The organism is Hydrogenimonas cancrithermarum, assembly GCF_030296055.1.
GTDB lineage: Bacteria > Campylobacterota > Campylobacteria > Campylobacterales > Hydrogenimonadaceae > Hydrogenimonas > Hydrogenimonas cancrithermarum.
Genome location: NZ_AP027370.1, coordinates 407,680 through 425,438, shown reverse-complemented (window position 1 = coordinate 425,438; position 17,759 = coordinate 407,680). Strand labels below are relative to the sequence as shown.

The window sequence follows — 17,759 nt, the reverse complement described above, 5'->3', positions numbered from 1 at the left end:
TACAAAGTGTCAGAAAAGTTGACATCTATTGACAATTTTATAAGGAAAGAGAATGAAAAACAGTGAGATGACGGCACGGGACCTGGCACATATCTGGCACCCATGCACACAGATGAAAGATCACGAGACCCTTCCCGTCGTTCCCGTTAAATCAGCCCAAGGCGTGTGGCTCGAAGATTTCGAAGGGAATCGATACATCGACGGCATCAGCAGCTGGTGGGTCAATCTTTTCGGGCATGCCAACCCATACATTTCCGGAAAACTGTCCGAACAGGCCCGGACACTTGAGCATGTACTTTTGGCAGGGTTCACCCATGAACCAGCCGTGAGGCTTGCCGAAAGGCTCTGTGCAATCGCGCCGGGTACGCTGAACAGACTCTTTTTCGCCGACAACGGTTCGAGTGCGGTCGAAGTGGCGTTGAAAATGAGTTATCACGCCCATCTCAACAACGGCGAGACGCGTCCACTGTTTCTCTCGTTAAGCAACAGTTACCATGGCGAGACGATCGGAGCACTTTCGGTCGGAGACGTGGAACTCTACAAAAAGACGTACGAACCCATTCTGATCCGTTCCATCCAGACCCCGGTACCCGAAGACAGGAGCGAAGCGGCTGCACACAAAGCGGCGGATGCGCTCGAAACGCTTCTGCGTGAGAGAGGGAGCGAGATTTCTGCGATGATCCTCGAACCGCTGGTGCAGTGTGCCGGAAACATGCATATGTACCATCCCGTTTATCTTCGGCTGGCAAAGACGCTCTGTGAACGTCATGGCATCCATTTTATCGCCGACGAGATCGCCGTCGGTTTCGGCCGGACCGGTACGATGTTCGCCTGTGAGCAGGCCGGAATAACGCCCGATTTCATGTGCCTGTCGAAAGGGTTGACCGGTGGTTATATGCCGCTTGCCGTCGTACTCACGTCCGACGAGATCTACGGCGCTTTCTATTGTGATTATCTCGAGTACAAAGCCTTTCTCCATTCGCATAGCTATACGGGCAATCCGCTCGGATGCGCCTGTGCAAACGCCGTGTTGGATATTTTCGAAAACGAAAACGTGATCGGGCAAAACCGTGAGAAAGCGCAGTGGATGGCGGAGTTTCTGAAGCCGTTTGAAGCACTCGACAACGTCGAAGAGGTACGTCAGACCGGCATGATCGCGGCCGTGGAGCTGAAAGGGTATCCACCGCAGGAGCGGGTCAACCTGAAAATTTTCGATTATTGCCTGAAGCATGGCGTATTCGTTCGTCCTCTGGGCAACGTGCTCTACTTCATGCCTCCTTATATTATTTCATATGAAGAAATGCGCCATATGATCCAGACAACATATGACGCGGTGAAATCGCTATGAGTATCCATGTCGGAACGTCAGGGTTCTACTATGAACACTGGCGTGGTCTTTTCTATCCCGAGAGCCTTGCGAAGAGCCATTTTTTCGAGTTTTACATGAAGCATTTCGATACGGTTGAGCTCAACAGCACGTTCTACCATCTTCCGCGCCTCAAAACAACCGAGCATTGGGCGCAGATGTCGCCGGAAGCGTTTCTTTTTTCTCTGAAAGCCTACCGCGGGATCACCCATTACCGAAAGCTTTCGGATGTCAAAGAGGAGCTCTACCGCTATCTTCATCTCGTCAAACCGCTCAAACCCAAACTCGCTTCGATCCTCTTTCAGCTGCCTCCTTCCTTGCATCTCGATCTTCCGCTGCTGCGGGATTTTCTTGAGATTCTGCCTTCCGGATACCGCTATACCGTCGAGTTTCGTCACGCAAGCTGGCTGACGGACGATGTTTTCAATCTGCTAAAAAGCTACAACGTGGCACTCTGTATCAACGATTTCGGAAAGAGAGAGACCCCCTTCGAGATGACAGCCGATTTCGGCTATATCCGTTTTCACGGCCCGACTGGGCGATACGGGGGCAGCTACGACGATGCGACGTTGTCGATGTGGGCCGAGAGGCTGAAAGAGGCTTCACGCACGCTGAAAGATATTTTCGTCTATTTTAACAACGACTTCGGCGGGTTTGCGGTACAGAATGCCAAGACGCTCAAACAGATGCTCTAAATAGGATATAATTCATCAAAAACTCCGAGGTGAAATGAACGAAAAAACCCCACATATTCCCGTACTTTTGCATGAAGTTCTCGACTGTTTCGAGGCGATGCCGAAAGAGGGTGTTTTCATCGACTGTACGCTTGGATACGGGGGCCACAGCGAGGCGATTTTGAAAAAGTTCCCCGATATCCGCCTGATCGGAATAGATCAGGACCCCGAGGCGATCGCATTCGCCTCGAAGCGTCTGGCACGGTTCGCAGAGCGGTTCGAAGCGCGGCGGGGGAGATTTTCCGACCTGCTGCCGCAGTTGTTGAACCTTCCGGTTTGCGGAATTCTCGCGGACTTCGGCGTCTCGTCGCTGCAGCTGGACAAAAAGGAGCGGGGATTCAGTTTTCTCTCCGAAAACCTCGATATGCGGATGAATCCGGAAGGGGAGTTGAATGCATACGATGTGGTCAACACCTATCCTCAGCATGAGTTGGAGCGCATTTTCAGGGAGTTTGGGGAGGAAAGGGCCTGGCGCAAGGCGGCGAAAGCCATCGTCGATGCACGGGCGAAAAAGCCGATCGAAAGCGGTATCGAACTCTCGGAGATTTTAGGACGCGTCATTCCGAAACGGGGAAAAAACAATCCCGCAACGGCACTCTTTCAGGCGATCCGCATCGAAGTGAACGACGAACTTGGCGAAATCGTCAGGCTTTTGGATGCGCTGGAGGCGCAACCGCCCCGTGGGGCCGTCGTCGGGCTCATCACTTTTCATTCGCTCGAAGACAGGCTCGTCAAACAGCGTTTCAAAGCGTGGAGCACCTCTTGCATCTGTCCGCCGGAAGCGTTTCGATGCACGTGTGGTAACGACCATGCCCTGGGCAGAGCGCTCAGCCGAAAGCCTTTTGTCGCTTCAGCCGATGAAGTCAGGGAAAATCCCAGAAGCAGAAGTGCGAAACTGCGCTGTTTTCAATTTTTCGGAGAGATGTCGTGAGTGAAAGGATTAAAGAGAAACAGCAGCTTGCCGATAGTATAGACGAGACCGTTTACGACGGCACGGCGGACTGGCAGTTTTTACTCTTGGTCATCATCTCTATTTTCATCGCACTCCTCCTTTTACTGCCGAAGATCTATTTGAGAAATTCGATCTACTATCAAAGCCGTGCCATCGACCGTCTCGAGACGGAGTACGGGGCGCTTCTTGAAGAGAACAAACTTCTCAGCCGAAAAGTCGAAGGGCTGAAGGTGAAAAACCAGATTCTCGATACCCTCTTTTAAAGTTTCTGACCCATGATTGAAAAATTTATACGATTCGCGATCGAAAAGCCGATTCTCAACCACATTTTCCTGATCTTTCTCTTTGTCCTCTCCATTTTCGCCTACATCAACATTCCCAAAGAGATCTTTCCGCCGGGCAATCTCGACCGGGTGACGATCACGGGACACTATACGGGGGCGAGCGCCGACCTACTGGACAAGATGGCGGTCCACACGATCGAAGACGGCCTGAAAAACCTGAGTGAAATCGATACGATCGAGTCGGTTATAAAAAACGGCTCTTTTTCGATCGGTGCCGACATCAAGCCCGGGAACGATCCCGACCTGACGCTAAACGATGCCAAAGATATCCTCTCCAATATCCGGCGCGACCTCCCTTCCGATATGGATGAGCCGATCGCGAAGATCGCCAAGCGGAACTTTCCGCTCGTCATCATCGCCGTGGCGGCACAAAAGCCGAAAAAAGAGCTTCTTAGAGTCGCCGATGCGATCAAGAGCGATTTGTCCAATTTCAAAGATCTGAGCGATATCGTCATCTACGGCGATGCCGACGACGAGCTCGACATCTTTATCGACAGTGAAAAGGTGGATGCGCTGGGCCTGTCGAAGCGTTCTGTCGTCAATACACTTTCGCAGATCGCTTCGATCTTTCCGATCGGTGCCGTCAAACAGCGGGGTAACCATCTCTTTATCAGCACGATCAACGGGGAGAAAGAGGCCAAAGCACTCGAAGAGACATTGCTGCATATCGACGGGAAAACGATCTTACTCAAAGATATCGCCGAGGTGAAATTTCAGCTGAGTGAGCCGACGGAGATTTCTCACTTCAACGGGATCAAGAATGTCTCCATTTCGGTAAGTAAATCGGAAGAGGGGAATGCGATCGCCCTCTCCAAAGAGATACGACGGCTTCTGCGAGCGTACGAGGAGAGGTATCCCGAATTTACGTTCGATGTCTATACCGATACCTCGGTTTGGATCAAAAACCGTCTCAATACCGTCGTTTCGAACATCATCTTCGGGCTGGGGCTCGTCTTTCTGTCGATGCTGCTCTTCGTCAATGCCCGTATCGCACTCGTCGTGGCGATCGGTATTCCGGTCAGTTTCATGATCGGGCTCGTGGCCTCGGAGATTCTGGGGTACAGCCTCAATATGCTGACGTTGCTCGGCGCGTTGATCGCGCTGGGGATGCTGGTGGACGAAGCGATCGTCGTGGCGGAGAACATCTACCGCTATATCGAGGAGGGAATGGAGCCTAAAAAGGCTGCGATCAAAGGATCGGTGGAGATGTTTCCGGCCGTATTGACGGCGACGATGACGACGGTCTTCGCTTTCCTGCCGCTTCTGATGCTCAGTGGCAAACTGGGGGAGTTCATCAAGGTACTGCCGGTGATGATCACGATTCTGCTGCTCAGTTCGCTTTTCGAGGCGTTCTATTTTCTTCCTCTGCATGCGAAAGATATGCTCAAACCTACCAAAGAGATGGGGTTTACGCAGCGCTTCTGGGAGAATAACTACCGAATTTACCGAACCATCCTCCGGCCGCTGATCCGTCACAAATATGTTACGCTCCCCCTGATGGTCGGTGCAATCGTGTTCGCGACGTGGATATTGGCGAAACAGAGCCGTTTTCAGCTCTTTCCGGAGTTCGATACGACGCAGATCTATGTCAACGGTGAAGTCGATATCAACAATGACCTGGAAGACAACGAAAAGATTGTTTCCCGGCTCGAAAAGGTACTGTTCGAGAACCTTTCCAAAGAGGATGTCTCGTCGATCACGGCGGTGATAGGTCTCAAGCTCGACAGCAACAACAAAGGCGAACACGCCGACAACCTCTTTCATGTTTTCGTCAATCTCCACGAACCGGTTCCACAAAACTTCTTCGACAAATATCTCAATCCCTATTTGAGTCCGGAGTATGACGACAGTGACATGATGCGTCGCCGCTCGGCGCAGGAGGTGGCGGCACAGATCCAGAAACTTGTCGAACCGTTGAGGAGGAAACGCGATGCCTACGGGCCGCTTTTCAAAGAGCTCAATGTCATCGTTCCGCAGGCGGGAATCGTCAAGAGCGATATCGAGCTCTCGTTGGGCGGTCCGCAAGAGAAGGTGACGAATGCACTAAAAGAGGTCGAAGCCGCACTTGCAAAGATCGAAGGGGTCGAAAATATCACCGATGACGCCAAGCCGGGGGAAGACGAGCTGAAATTGCGCATCAACCGTTACGGCCAGCGGCTCGGGTTCACGGAAGGGGCGCTGACACAGGCGCTGCAGCCCTTTTTCCTCGAAGGGGAGTACGGCAAGATGTTCAACGACGAGGGGCTTGTGCGTATAAGGTTGCAGGATATCGACAAAGAGAGTCTGGAGCGGTTCGAACGGTTCGAACTTCAGGTTCCCGGGAAACCGGTGTGGGTGAAACTGGCCGATATCGTCGAGATCGAACGCAGAAAGAGTTTCGCGAAAATTTTCAAGGTCGACGGCAGACGCGTCAGTACGGTTTACGCCTCTTTGAACAAAAAGTTGATCACTTCAGGCGAAGTGATGGATCGGCTCGCGCCGGTTTTTGGAGCGCTCGAAAAAGAGGGGATATCCGTCGATATCAAAGGCGAAGAGAAAGAGAACAGAACCGTCAAGCGGGAGATCATCCAGTCGGCGATCATCGCGATTTTCCTGATTTTCGTAGCACTGGTCTGGATGTTCGATTCGGTGACACTGCCACTCATTACCCTTTCGACCATTCCGCTCTCCATTCTCGGGGTACTGGTCGGGCATATGGTGATGGGAATCAACCTGACGATGCCGAGTCTCATCGGAATCGTGGGGCTTTCAGGCGTTGTCGTCAACGATGGGTTGATCATGATCGATTTCATCAAACATACGCGAAATCTCGATGAACTTCTGGAGCGTGCAAAACTTCGGCTTCGTCCGATTCTTCTAACGTCGTTGACGACGGTTCTGGGCCTTTCATCGCTGATGTTTTTCGCTTCCGGCCAGGCCTTGATTCTTCAGCCGATGGCGGTGACGCTCGGTTTCGGCCTGATCTGGGCGACGATACTGAATCTCTATTATGTTCCGGTCATGTTTTCCATACTTTATCGAGTCAAGTCCACATAAGTTAAAAAATATTGTTTATTTGTCGATTTAAATGAACGAAACTAAGCTGTTTTTTGGGATAATAAATCAAATAAATCGGAAGAGGGGAGAATGTTTCAGTTTGTTGAAGTACACGATGAAAAACTTTTGGAAAAAATATACCGTTTCAGATATTTCATCGCGTGCGAAGAGTTGAACGTCTATAAAAAGGACGATTATCCTGAAGGGATCGAAAATGATGAATATGACCCCTATGCCGTCCATTTCGCTGCATTCGACGAAAAAGGAGCGGTTGCTTCGTGCGTTCGGCTTATCCACCACTCTCCCGTCGGATACCCTACACAGAATGCACTGGATGTCGATTTGAGCCCGTTCGATCTCGATCCGCAGAATCTCGGAGAGATTTCACGTATATTCATTCGCCCCGATTGTCGAAATTTGAAAGCGAGCAGGGAAATTTTTACCAGGTTTAAAATCATGTTATGTCATAAAATGAAGGAGCTTGGGCTGAAATATACGATGGGGTCGTTGGAGGATCGCTTCTATCGCCTTCTGCAGCGCTATAGATTCCCCTATGAAATAATCGGGGAAAGTGCTTTTTATGCCGGCAAAGAACGCTTTCCCGTACTCCTGTCGACCGATCAGTTGAGAGAAGCGAACAGAGATCTTTGTGAAGGGATGGCAACATTGTGAAAAGGGTGATACTTTCCGTACTTCTAGCGGGTTTTCCGCTTTTGGCTTCCGAAGATCTTCCTGGTTTGGCACAGGAACTCATAAAGGATATGAAGAGAGTCGGGATGCTTGCCGAATCGGTCAAAATGAACGAGTCGTATCAGCCCTATATCGTGACGGTGTTTTCAGGCAAAGATCTCGAAAAAATCGGTGTTTCAAATCTTCAGGAAGCGCTGGAGTTGGTTCCGGGTGTCGACATGGCCACCGACAACTTGGACAACAAGCGCGCGGTTTTCAGAGGATCCAACCCTTATGCCTATGGCCAGAGCAAACTTTTCGTCGACGGTGTCGAAGTCAACGATATACTTTTCGACAGTTACGGTTCGTTTCTTTCGATGCCGATCGAGATGATCAAGCGGATCGAAGTGACACGCGGCCCGGGAAGCGTCAGCGACGGTTACAACGCCTATGCCGGGTCGATACGTGTCATCACCTATGCCGAGCATTCCACCGACGATGAAACGTCATCCGACAGAGTGGTTGCGAAAGCCGGCGGTTATGGCTACGTGATGGGTGGATTTACAAAAGCGTACAAAGGCGAATCGTTCAATCTATTTACCGATTTTTATTATCAAAAAGATGACAAAATGCTTCCCGCAGGCCCCGATGCACTCTCCCATGACCCTCTCAATGCCGCACTCTCCAAACGCGGGGAGGCACCACTATGGATGAGAAACTATTCACTGGGCATACAGCTCGACTACGAAGATGTGACACTGCGTGCCCGAACGCTTTACAACGAGCGCGGCAGTGCCTATGGGATCAACGGTGCGCTTCCGCCGAAAGATGACCATGCCAAATTCCCTCTGTCTTATGCCGAAATCTCCTATCACCCCTTTTGGGACGAGTGGCGGGCTTTTGTCAAAGCAGGTTGGAAAGATAGTGCATTCAAAAGTTCTTCGAGACTGATTCCTCCCGGTTTCGTCGCCGGCGGCATAGAATACGAGAACGGTTTCTATGGAGAGCATGTCGCGAAAATAAGAAAATTCTATCAAACCGCTTATGCCGAATATGATGGGCTGGAGGGGCACCGGTTGAATATGGGGTACTATGTCGATTATTCGGAGATCTACAAAGTCGTCACGAAAACGACAGACAGATCGACGGGAACGGGGATTGTCGACTATTCGGAATCGCGACCATTTATCGAACCAAATTCGAGCCAGCATACCTATCGCCTCTTCTTTCAGGACAGGATCCAGTACGACGATGCCTTGTCTTTTCAGATCGGTCTGAACATCGAAAAAGTTTCCGATATCTCGACAGAGATCAATCCCCGGGTTTCAGCTGTCTATCAGCAGGATGGAAAAAATATCTACAAAGCGATCTACAGCCGTTCGAGCCGCTCCCCTTCCTGGCAGGAACTTTTCACCATCAACAACCATGCCCGCATCGGAAACCCCGACCTCGACCCGGAAGTGGTGAACGCCTTCGAACTCGCCTATATCCATAAATTCAGCGTCGACGCTTTTTTGCAACTGAATCTTTTCTATCTGCAAAACAGTGATCAAATCGACAATGTCAATGACGACAACATATATCTAAACAGCTCCGAAACCAATATTTACGGGTTCGAATTCGAGTTCAGAGCACCGTTGGGACTCCACGATACGCTTTACGCCAACTACTCCTACGTTTACGGTAAAGAGAATGGATCCCATCCACTGTCCGATAGTGCCAGGCATATGGCAAAAGGGTATTACATCCATCAGTTCGATAAATCCTTCGACTTTTCGCTGATTGGAAAATATGTGGGCAGCAAGGAGCGCACGACGTACGACTACAGAGAGAAGCTTGATTCCTATGCGACGCTCGACATGACATTCGGGTACGCTCATGCCAACGATCTCACACTCCGGTTGTCTGTGAAGAATCTTTTCGATGCGACCGTGAAGTATCCTTCCCCTCCCTATAATTACGATGAAGATTTTATTCAAGAAGGTCGCAAAATCATTGTCACTTTGACGAAGGGCTTTTGATGCGGCGTTCTATGTTTATCCTGCTTCTCATCCAGACGCTGTGGGGATACGATTACAACGACCTATTGATCGATGCCCAAAGCAGGATCTATCCAAAACTTCTGATGTTGCAAGAAGGGCTTCTTCACAATAAAGAGAAAGAGAAGCCTTTGGTTCTGACCATCGTCTATATGCCTGAAGATGAAGCTGTGGCACGTAAAATCGTTCGGAAGATAGAGCATTATCACGACCACAGAATCGGTGAGTACCGTTTTGTCGTGAGAATGGCCTCTTACGAAGCGTTGGATCGTCTGGATAGAACCGATGCGCTCTATCTCCTGAAAGCGGACGATACATCACTCAAACATGCGGTCGAGATAGGGAGTTCGAAAAAAATCCCCGTTTTTGTCTATGATTTCAACGACTTGGAATCGGGGGCGCTTCTGGCCCTGACGATCGAGCGTTCCACCGTCATCTATCTCAATCGCGACGCACTGAAAAAAGGGCCGAGATTCAGTTCGACACTCTACAGTATTGCAAGGTTCATGGATGTTCAAACGAATTGACAGATCGCTGACATCGACACTCACACTCTATGTCGTGGTCGGAGGCATCATCGCCCTCCTTTCCATCTTTTTTGTCCTTGGAAATATCGGTAAAAAGATTCTGTTCGACATCGAGAAAGAGAAAGCGGAGCTGATCGCGAAGATGTTCGCCCCTCAGATCGGCTTGAACCTTTATCTCGGAATGGAGGACAGGCTCGAAGAGACGCTGAATCAGATCATGACGCAAAAAGATATCGTCTCGGTTTTTCTCAAACGAAACGGAAAAGTGATCCATTCGGTGAAAACGGAAGAGGAGAATGCCAGCGGAGAGATTTTCCGTGTCGAGGTCCCCGTTTTCGCTCCGGACGGCAAAGAGAGAATGGCGATGCTCGAACTCTACTATTCGAGCCTCCATTATCAGCAGATGTCCCGTGAACTGACCCGCATGCTTCTTCTTTTTCTCTCCCTGCTCGCGCTTATGTATTTCGGGCTCGTCTATCTGATCAGAAAACGTCTCAAACCGCTTAAAAAGCTTGCCACGTCGCTGGCGAATTACGACGTGAAACATCCGGTTGTCTTTAGGGAGAAGAGCCGGGAACGTGAGATAAGGCAGATCGAAAAAGCGATCGAAAAGATGCAGAAGAATATCCGTGCCTATACGGATCTTCAGAGGAATATGAACCAGATCCTCTATGAAAAAGTCGAGGAGAAAACGGCGGAGCTCTGGAAACAGCTCTATACCGATGCACTGACGGATCTTCCCAACCGCAAGGCGCTGATGGACGATCTTTTGCAGGTCGATACCGCACTGCTGGCGATCGTGAATATTGACGATTTCACGGAGATCAACGATCTTTACGGTAACGATGCGGGGGACCAGGTTTTGAAACAGTTCGCCCGGAAATTGGAGAAGCTGGATTTCGACAAAGTCTATCGTACATCGGCGGATGAGTATGTCGTCCTTAAAAAAGAGGCGTTCACGGCCGGCGATGCGATGCAGTTCATCAAAGAGGTCAGGGATTCGATCGAAATGGAGAGATACTTCTACGAAGATACACTGATCGACCTGCGCGTCACGATCGGGGCGACGATAGAGTTTCCTCCCACGATCGTACAGGCGGACATGGCCTACAAAATGGCGAAAAAAGCGCGGAAACCGTTGATGATCTTCTCTTCGGAGTGGAATATGGAGAAGAATTTCCGCGAGAATATCCACTGGGTGAGCGAGATTAAAAGAGCATTGGCCGAGGGGCGTATCCACCCCTATGCGCAGCCGCTCTACGATCTCGGAAAAAAGAGGATCAAAGGGTATGAGATGTTGATGCGCCTCGTCACGGAGGACGGCACGGTCGTTCCGCCTTCGTTTTTTCTTTCACTTGCGCAAAAGACCCATCACTACCCGGCGATGACGCGGCGGATCGTCGAAGAGAGTTGCGCCTTCTTCGCCGATAAAAAGGATGTGACTTTTTCGATCAACCTCTCCGTCGAAGATATCCTGAACGAAGAGACGGTGGCGTTTATCAAAGAGAGAATCGAACACTATCATGTAACCAACCGCATCGTTTTCGAACTTCTGGAGAGTGAAAATATCGAGCTTTATCCCGAAGTTGAGACGTTTGTAGAGGCGATGAAAGAGATGGGGTGTCAAATCGCCATCGACGATTTCGGTACGGGATACTCCAATTTCGCCTATCTGGTAAAACTGAAAGTGGACTATATCAAGATCGACGGTTCGCTCATCAAAAATATTCATACCGACAAGAATATACAGGTCGTCGTCGAAACGATCGTCTTGTTCGCGAAAAAACTCGGGGTCAAAACCGTGGCCGAGTTCATCAGCAACGAGATGATCTACGAGACGGTGGAGCGTCTTGGTGTCGACATTATCCAGGGATATTATATCGACGAGCCGAAGCCCCTGGAAGAGATTGAAAAGGGTGGCGGCGCCAAGTGACTCACTTTTTCTCCGTTCAAAGATGGCATCCAATGCGTTCTCGTTTGACGGATGGCAGTGTAACGTCAGTTCTAAGAAAACGGTGGTATAATAGGCATTTTTAATTCTGAATTCTGTATATAGGGGGAAACGACGATGTTGTTTGAAGATGAAGAGGATATTTTTTCAGGTGGTTCGCCGAAAAAGAAGTTTTTCGATATTGTCTACAATGCCAACCGCAATCTGGTAGAACTCGAACTCGACCGTATGGTGGAGCGGATGTGTCTTTTGGAGATGATGCTCGAAGAGCAGATGGGCGAAGAGGCGATGGAACGCGAGATCCAGACACGTACCTTTTCGCAGTCGGCCGAACTGGATGAGTGTAAAACAAGTAAATATATCGAATTGACGGCGAACATTCTGACACAGAATGAATAGAACGCTCTTTTCGATACTTCTGCTCTCTCCTTTGCTCCTCTTCGGGGGCACGAAGGAAGGGTGGGACCATTTCGAAACGTTCGTTTTGAAAAAAGACCAGATCCAGAAGGTTGCGGTCTATGAGGAAGAGAAGGAGCATACGCTCGCTTTTCGCTGGACCCTTTACCAAAACGGGGGCCTCGTGATGCACGTGGCTTACGATTCCCGCCGTTTCCAGCCGCTTTTGTACGCGAAATATCGGCTCGACAGCTTCAGGATCGATCTTTTTTCAAAGCCGAACGATGCGTCGCCGAAGGAGGGGGAGAACCCCTATGCGCTTTTGGTATTCAAAGCGTACGACGCAAAGAGAAAAGAGGCCTATTTCGATCTTTTGATCAAGAGTTACGGCAAGAGTGAAATTTTGTATGAGCGAGGGAAATAGAGGCAATGCTTGAACAGGTCGAACGGCAGATGCGCCGCTTTATCGGAGAACTTGAAAACGAAGAGATCGTCAAACTTTTTGCATCGCTTCCGCACGGCAAGCGTCTGCGGGCGAAGCTTGTATTGAAAGTTGCACATGCAGTCCCCGAAGCGGTCAGACTCGCAGCGGTGATCGAAATGATCCATGCGGCAAGCCTTCTGCACGACGATGTGATCGACGATGCACAGACGCGCCGGGGTGTCGCATCGCTCAATGCTACCGAGGGGAGCAAGCAGGCGGTAATGATGGGGGATATTCTCTACTCCAAAGGGTTCGAAGAGCTTGTCGGTTTCGACGAAAAAATCGCCAAAATCGTGGCGGGGGCCGTCACGCAATTGAGTATCGGCGAATTGATGGATGTAAGGCTCTCCGACAGGTTCAACCCAGATCTCGACGCCTATATGCGGATGATCTATCAAAAGACGGCGGCACTCATCGAAGCGACGGCGGCATCCGCGGCGCTTCTGGCTGGAAAAGACGAGAAGATCTATGCCGTTTACGGCCGCAATCTCGGTATCGCTTTTCAGATCATCGACGATATCCTCGACATTACACAAAGTTCCGAACAGCTGGGAAAACCGGCGATGCACGATCTGGAAGAGGGGAAAACGACACTGCCGTATATCTACCTCTACGAAGCGCTCGACGAGACGGGCAAAGAGAAGCTCGTTTCGTTTCATGGCAGAACGCTCGATGAAGAGCGGAAAAACTGGATCCGCACGATGATGGAGGAGACGGGTGCGTTGAGAAAGGCCTATTTTCATGCCAGAGAGCTTGGTGAAGAGGCCGTTGCACTGATGCGCGGTGAAAACGAAGAGGCGCTCGCCGAGATCGTCGAAGCGATGATCGAGAGGGATTTCTGATGCAGTATCTCGTGGTCAGTTTCTCGCACAAGAACACCGATATCGTTGTACGCGAAAAACTCGCTTTTTCCGACGAGGAGGCGAAAAAAAGAGCGCTCGAAGAGGTGCTTCAGACCCATGGGGTGAACGAAGCGATCCTTCTGTCGACCTGCAATCGTGTGGAGTTTATCGTCAGTACCTCCAATCCCTCGATGGCACTCGGTTCGATTTTCATGACGCTCCATCGCCACAGCGGTTTGAGTGTGGAGGAGCTCGAGGGGCGTGCGGATGTCTACGAGGACGAGGGGGCGGTTCACCACGTCTTCGCCGTCGCCGCGTCGCTCGACAGTCTGGTCGTTGGTGAAACGCAGATCGCGGGGCAGCTCAAAGATGCGTTCCGGTTCGCCTATGAAAACGGTTTTTGTGCCCAGAAACTTTCGCGTCTTATCCATTTCGCTTTCAAGTGCGCGGCCGAAGTGCGAAACTCCACCGATATCTCCAAAAGCCCGGTCTCTGTCGCGGGGGCAGCCGTGGCTCAGGCAAAGCATGTCATGGGGGGCAATCTCGGAGGTTTTACGGGTCTCGTCGTCGGCGCGGGGGAGATGAGCGAAATCGTTACGAAGCATCTCGTCGCGAATGGCTGCAATGTCATCCTCTTCAACCGGACGGCTGAAAAAGCGAAAAAGATCGCCGAAGAGGTCGGCGGCAGGATCGATGTGGAACCGTTCGAGGCACTGACGGAGTTTGTAAACCGATACCGTCTTCTCTTTACCGCGACGGCGGCCACGGAGCCCATCATCACCGACGAAATGGTCGAGGAGACGACGTTCGAGCGCCACTGGTTCGATCTGGCCGTTCCACGGGATATCGACGTCATCAGCGACAGCCGCGTCCATATTTACGCCGTCGACGATTTGCAGGAGACGGTCAACAACAACCTCGCTTTGCGTCAGGAGCATGCACGGAAAGCCTACGAGATCGTCGGCCGCTTCACGATGGAGTTTTTCAAATGGCTGCAGTCGCTGATGATCGACCCCTTGATCAAAGATATCCGTGAACAGGCAAAAAGAGCGGCGATGGCGGAGATTGAGCGGGCGGTGAAGAAGGGGTTCATCCCGCCTCAGACGCAGAAAAATGTCGAGAAGCTCGTGCATAACGCGTTCAACAAATTTCTGCATACCCCTACCAAGCAGCTTCGCGAAGTGGCGGAACAGCCGCGCGCCGATACGATTATCGAAGCGATGAAGTATATCTTCAAAACCGAAACCGACGTGAAGATGATGGACAAATACAAGTGTGAATTTATTATGAAGGACGATGTACGATGAGCGAAACAAAGAAGTGCGGCTTGGCTGCGCGTGAGCCCGCTGCTGAAGCGAACGCAGTGTTAACGCAGCTTCGTAGGCTTTGCCTTCGGAGCGTTTCAATCAATGCGAAGGACGATGTACGATGAGGTTTTCCAAACTCTTGATCCCGACACTCAAAGAGGCGCCCAAAGATGCGGTTTTGCCGAGCCACATCTATCTGGTACGCGGTGGTTTCATCTATCAGGTGGCCAGCGGCATTTACGACTTTCTTCCTCTTGGGAAAAAAGTGCTCGACAAGGTACGTGCTATCATCAAAGAGGAGCTCGACAATGTCGGATGCCAGGAGGTGCAGCTCGGGTTCGTCACCCCTGCGGAGCTTTGGAAGAGGAGCGGACGTTATGAGAAATATGGTTCGGAGCTTTTGCGTTTCGAAGACCGGAAAGGCAACGAATTCGTTCTCGGTCCGACCCATGAAGAGATGATGGTGGAGCTGGCGAAACAGTTTATCAACAGTTACAAGCAGCTTCCGATGAATCTCTATCAGATCAATCTCAAATTCCGCGACGAGGCGAGGCCACGCTTCGGGCTGATGCGTGGACGCGAATTCATCATGAAGGATGGCTACAGTTTCCATGCCGACAGAGAGGACATGGTGCGTGAGTTCGAGCTGATGGAAGCGACCTATCGGAAAATCTTCACCCGGATGGGACTCGACTTCCGTGTCGTCGAAGCCGACAGCGGTGCCATAGGGGGCGAGGGAAGCAAAGAGTTCATGGTTCTTGCCGACAGCGGAGAAGATACGATCGTCGTCTGCGAAGGGTGTGACTATGCGGCCAATATCGAAGCGGCGAAGCGCAAACAACCCACAGCGCCGGCCGAGGCACCTGAAGCCGATCTGAACCGTTTCCATACGCCGGATGTCAAAACGATCGAGGATCTCGCCAAGTTTTTCTATGTCGACCCCTACTACCTGGTCAAAACGGTCGCGAAAAAAGCGCTCTACGACGAGGGGAAAAGTGAAATCGTCCTCTTCTTCCTGCGCGGAAGCGACGAACTGCAGGAGGTCAAGGCCGCGAACAGTGTCGGTGCGAACGAACTTGCCGACGTGACGGAAGAGGAGCTCGAAGCGGCCGGCCTGGTACCCGGATTCATGGGGCCGATCGAGCTGATACGCAACGCAGGCGTGGTCGAAGGCGCTCCGCCGTTTCACGAAGAGCGCGCCCATCCGAACCTGACGATGGTTTTCGACACAGGACTCGAAGGTGCCAAAAACATGATTTGCGGTGCAAATGAAAAAGATTACCATATCGTGGGTGCCGATCTCGGTGTGCTGAAAGAGCTTAAGTTCGCCGATCTCGCGCAGACACAGGAGGGTGATGTGTGTACGAAGTGTGGCGGCAGGCTCACCTATACGAAAGGGATCGAAGTGGGGCATATCTTCCAGCTCGGGACCCGCTACTCCGAACCTCTCAAAGCGGAGTTTCTTGACCAAAACGGCAAGAGCAGACCCTTTGTGATGGGGACATACGGTATCGGCGTCAGCCGGCTTCTCGCGGCTGTCATCGAACAGCACCACGACGAAAAAGGGTCGATCTGGCCTCTCTCCGTCGCACCGTTCGAGGTGGTGGTCGTCGTCGGAAACGTCAAGGACGATGCACAAAGAGAAGCGGGCGAAAAGATCTATAAAGCGTTGAAGGAAAAGGGTATCGACGTGCTTCTCGACGACCGGGCCGAACGCTTTGGTTTCAAGATGAAAGATTTCGAACTGATCGGCTTTCCCTATGCCGTCGTGGTCGGGAAAAAGCTCTCCGATGGCCAGGTGGAACTGATCGAGCGTACGTCGTTGCAAAAAGAGGTTGTTGCGCTCGACCATGTCGTCGGGAAAATCGCGGAAAAAGTGAAATGATCTATTTCCTCGTCTACCTTTTTCTCGAAATTTTCGTTTCGGTCGAGATATCTTCGGCCCTCGGCCCTTTCTGGACTTTTGTAGAAGTGATCGGCAGCGCCGTTGCCGGTTTGCTTCTGTTAACCAACTTCCGTTATACTTTTTTCGAAAATATGCGGGCGATGGCGGAAGGCGATATCGGTCCCGAAACTTTTCAGAAACAGAATATGGCTGCGCTTATCGGAGCGCTGCTTCTAATCGTTCCCGGTTTTTTGACCGATATTATCGGCATCCTTCTGCAGTTCGGGGTCTTTACCAACCTGCTCGCGGCCAAACTTGTCAAAAAAGAGAGAATGAAGAGCAATGTCCAAACCAAACCATTTCAAGAAGAAGGAGAGTGTGATGTCATCGATGTTGAAATCATTGAGCATCATGATGATCGCAAGTAGTCTGGTATTTGCCGGCGGCGAGAGTGATGTGATCGATTATGTCAAAAAGAAACTGAGCAGAAATCCGCAGGTGAAAATCAACAGTGCGACGGTGGAGGAGAAACTCCCTATCCCCGGTATCAAAGGGTGGTCGGCCTACGTGATCGGGCTCGATATCAATCTGACGCGGGGCAAAGAGACGCGGCGTATTCATTTCGAAGATATTCTTTTCGTGAGCAAAAACCTGATCACATCCGAACTGGTCGACCGAAAAACGGGACGGGATGTGCGCTCCATGATACAGCCGAAACTACCGAAGGATATCTACGACCCATCCCATCTGCTTTACGGCAGCCCCGATGCACCTCACAAACTGATTCTCTTTTCCGATCCGCTTTGTCCTTTCTGTCGAATGTATGTGCCCGAACTTCTAAAAGCGGTCAAGGAGAATCCCGAACGGATGGCACTTTATTACTACCACTTGCCTCTTCAGGCGATTCATCCCGCATCCGCTACGCTGGTCCGTGTGATGGAAGTGGCCCAAAAAGATGGGAAAAACGAAATCATCGACAAGATGTATCGGATCGATATCGATCCCCATATCGAAGATGAAGAGAAAATATTGGAAATCGTGGCGGAAAAGACGGGTTATAGATTGTCGCCGAAACAGATTCATCAGCCGTGGATCGATAAAAAGCTCGGGAAAGACCGTATAACGGCACGAAAACTTCTCGTTACCGGTACGCCGACCATCTTCGTCGACGGTAAAAAAGATATTACCCGTGAGAAATACAAAAAATTCATCGAAAAGAAATAGAAC

The 17,759-nt window shown here is 50.9% G+C and carries 16 protein-coding genes; all 16 read left to right on the top strand.

Annotated features, from left to right (window positions below):
- The first annotated feature begins 52 nt into the window (after positions 1–52).
- The 16 genes from QUD54_RS02150 to QUD54_RS02075 all read left to right on the top strand — a co-directional run bounded on the left by QUD54_RS02150 (position 53) and on the right by QUD54_RS02075 (position 17,756).
- Positions 53–1,348, top strand: coding sequence for an adenosylmethionine--8-amino-7-oxononanoate transaminase (locus QUD54_RS02150; protein WP_286337318.1), 1,296 nt, complete (start codon positions 53–55; stop codon positions 1,346–1,348).
- On the top strand, positions 1,345–2,061 hold the full coding sequence (locus QUD54_RS02145; protein WP_286337317.1) for a DUF72 domain-containing protein: 717 nt from the start codon (positions 1,345–1,347) through the stop codon (positions 2,059–2,061). Before QUD54_RS02150 ends, QUD54_RS02145 begins: the two co-directional genes overlap by 4 nt.
- Before the next feature lie 34 nt (positions 2,062–2,095).
- The gene (gene rsmH, locus QUD54_RS02140; RefSeq protein WP_286337316.1) at positions 2,096–3,031 is read left to right on the top strand and encodes a 16S rRNA (cytosine(1402)-N(4))-methyltransferase RsmH; all 936 of its coding nucleotides are present in this window, start codon (positions 2,096–2,098) and stop codon (positions 3,029–3,031) included.
- Positions 3,028–3,315 carry a hypothetical protein gene (locus QUD54_RS02135; RefSeq protein WP_286337315.1) on the top strand — a complete coding sequence of 96 codons (288 nt, stop codon included), beginning with the start codon at positions 3,028–3,030 and terminating at the stop codon, positions 3,313–3,315. The genes rsmH and QUD54_RS02135 overlap by 4 nt, the downstream gene beginning before the upstream one ends.
- A gap of 12 nt (positions 3,316–3,327) precedes the next feature.
- Positions 3,328–6,432 (top strand): efflux RND transporter permease subunit, encoded by a 3,105-nt coding sequence (locus QUD54_RS02130; RefSeq protein ID WP_286337314.1) that lies wholly within the window; start codon positions 3,328–3,330, stop codon positions 6,430–6,432.
- A 90-nt stretch (positions 6,433–6,522) separates the two neighbouring features.
- Positions 6,523–7,104: a GNAT family N-acyltransferase gene (locus QUD54_RS02125; RefSeq protein WP_286337313.1), complete on the top strand. Its 582-nt coding sequence runs from the start codon at positions 6,523–6,525 to the stop codon at positions 7,102–7,104.
- On the top strand, positions 7,101–9,122 hold the full coding sequence (locus tag QUD54_RS02120) for a TonB-dependent receptor plug domain-containing protein (protein WP_286337312.1): 2,022 nt from the start codon (positions 7,101–7,103) through the stop codon (positions 9,120–9,122). Before QUD54_RS02125 ends, QUD54_RS02120 begins: the two co-directional genes overlap by 4 nt.
- The gene (locus tag QUD54_RS02115; RefSeq protein WP_286337311.1) at positions 9,122–9,667 is read left to right on the top strand and encodes a hypothetical protein; all 546 of its coding nucleotides are present in this window, start codon (positions 9,122–9,124) and stop codon (positions 9,665–9,667) included. The genes QUD54_RS02120 and QUD54_RS02115 overlap by 1 nt, the downstream gene beginning before the upstream one ends.
- Positions 9,651–11,600, top strand: coding sequence for a GGDEF domain-containing phosphodiesterase (locus QUD54_RS02110; protein WP_286337310.1), 1,950 nt, complete (start codon positions 9,651–9,653; stop codon positions 11,598–11,600). Before QUD54_RS02115 ends, QUD54_RS02110 begins: the two co-directional genes overlap by 17 nt.
- Positions 11,601–11,735: 135 nt before the next feature.
- Complete coding sequence (locus QUD54_RS02105) at positions 11,736–12,017, top strand: DUF2018 family protein (protein ID WP_286337309.1); 282 nt, start codon at positions 11,736–11,738, stop codon at positions 12,015–12,017.
- Positions 12,010–12,438, top strand: coding sequence for a hypothetical protein (locus QUD54_RS02100; protein ID WP_286337308.1), 429 nt, complete (start codon positions 12,010–12,012; stop codon positions 12,436–12,438). Before QUD54_RS02105 ends, QUD54_RS02100 begins: the two co-directional genes overlap by 8 nt.
- 5 nt (positions 12,439–12,443) lie before the next feature.
- A complete protein-coding gene (locus QUD54_RS02095; protein ID WP_286337307.1) occupies positions 12,444–13,340 on the top strand; it encodes a polyprenyl synthetase family protein in 897 nt (298 codons plus the stop codon).
- Positions 13,340–14,647, top strand: a complete 1,308-nt coding sequence (gene hemA / locus QUD54_RS02090) for a glutamyl-tRNA reductase (protein WP_286337306.1) — start codon at positions 13,340–13,342, stop codon at positions 14,645–14,647. Before QUD54_RS02095 ends, hemA begins: the two co-directional genes overlap by 1 nt.
- 121 nt (positions 14,648–14,768) lie before the next feature.
- Positions 14,769–16,532 (top strand): proline--tRNA ligase, encoded by a 1,764-nt coding sequence (locus QUD54_RS02085; protein ID WP_286337305.1) that lies wholly within the window; start codon positions 14,769–14,771, stop codon positions 16,530–16,532.
- Positions 16,529–16,960 carry an FxsA family protein gene (locus QUD54_RS02080; RefSeq protein WP_286337304.1) on the top strand — a complete coding sequence of 144 codons (432 nt, stop codon included), beginning with the start codon at positions 16,529–16,531 and terminating at the stop codon, positions 16,958–16,960. Before QUD54_RS02085 ends, QUD54_RS02080 begins: the two co-directional genes overlap by 4 nt.
- On the top strand, positions 16,914–17,756 hold the full coding sequence (locus QUD54_RS02075) for a thioredoxin domain-containing protein (protein WP_286337303.1): 843 nt from the start codon (positions 16,914–16,916) through the stop codon (positions 17,754–17,756). The genes QUD54_RS02080 and QUD54_RS02075 overlap by 47 nt, the downstream gene beginning before the upstream one ends.
- The last annotated feature ends 3 nt before the right edge of the window (positions 17,757–17,759 follow it).

Bases quoted from the DNA above. Each gene is read 5' to 3' on its own strand.
- QUD54_RS02075 (WP_286337303.1), top strand. From the start codon at position 16,914: ATGTCATCGATGTTGAAATCATTGAGCATCATGATGATCGCAAGTAGT.
- QUD54_RS02130 (WP_286337314.1), top strand. From the start codon at position 3,328: ATGATTGAAAAATTTATACGATTCGCGATCGAAAAGCCGATTCTCAAC.
- QUD54_RS02105 (WP_286337309.1), top strand. From the start codon at position 11,736: ATGTTGTTTGAAGATGAAGAGGATATTTTTTCAGGTGGTTCGCCGAAA.
- QUD54_RS02150 (WP_286337318.1), top strand. From the start codon at position 53: ATGAAAAACAGTGAGATGACGGCACGGGACCTGGCACATATCTGGCAC.
- QUD54_RS02145 (WP_286337317.1), top strand. From the start codon at position 1,345: ATGAGTATCCATGTCGGAACGTCAGGGTTCTACTATGAACACTGGCGT.
- QUD54_RS02100 (WP_286337308.1), top strand. From the start codon at position 12,010: ATGAATAGAACGCTCTTTTCGATACTTCTGCTCTCTCCTTTGCTCCTC.
- hemA (WP_286337306.1), top strand. From the start codon at position 13,340: ATGCAGTATCTCGTGGTCAGTTTCTCGCACAAGAACACCGATATCGTT.
- QUD54_RS02125 (WP_286337313.1), top strand. From the start codon at position 6,523: ATGTTTCAGTTTGTTGAAGTACACGATGAAAAACTTTTGGAAAAAATA.
- QUD54_RS02085 (WP_286337305.1), top strand. From the start codon at position 14,769: ATGAGGTTTTCCAAACTCTTGATCCCGACACTCAAAGAGGCGCCCAAA.
- QUD54_RS02115 (WP_286337311.1), top strand. From the start codon at position 9,122: ATGCGGCGTTCTATGTTTATCCTGCTTCTCATCCAGACGCTGTGGGGA.
- QUD54_RS02110 (WP_286337310.1), top strand. From the start codon at position 9,651: ATGTTCAAACGAATTGACAGATCGCTGACATCGACACTCACACTCTAT.
- rsmH (WP_286337316.1), top strand. From the start codon at position 2,096: ATGAACGAAAAAACCCCACATATTCCCGTACTTTTGCATGAAGTTCTC.
- QUD54_RS02095 (WP_286337307.1), top strand. From the start codon at position 12,444: ATGCTTGAACAGGTCGAACGGCAGATGCGCCGCTTTATCGGAGAACTT.
- QUD54_RS02080 (WP_286337304.1), top strand. From the start codon at position 16,529: ATGATCTATTTCCTCGTCTACCTTTTTCTCGAAATTTTCGTTTCGGTC.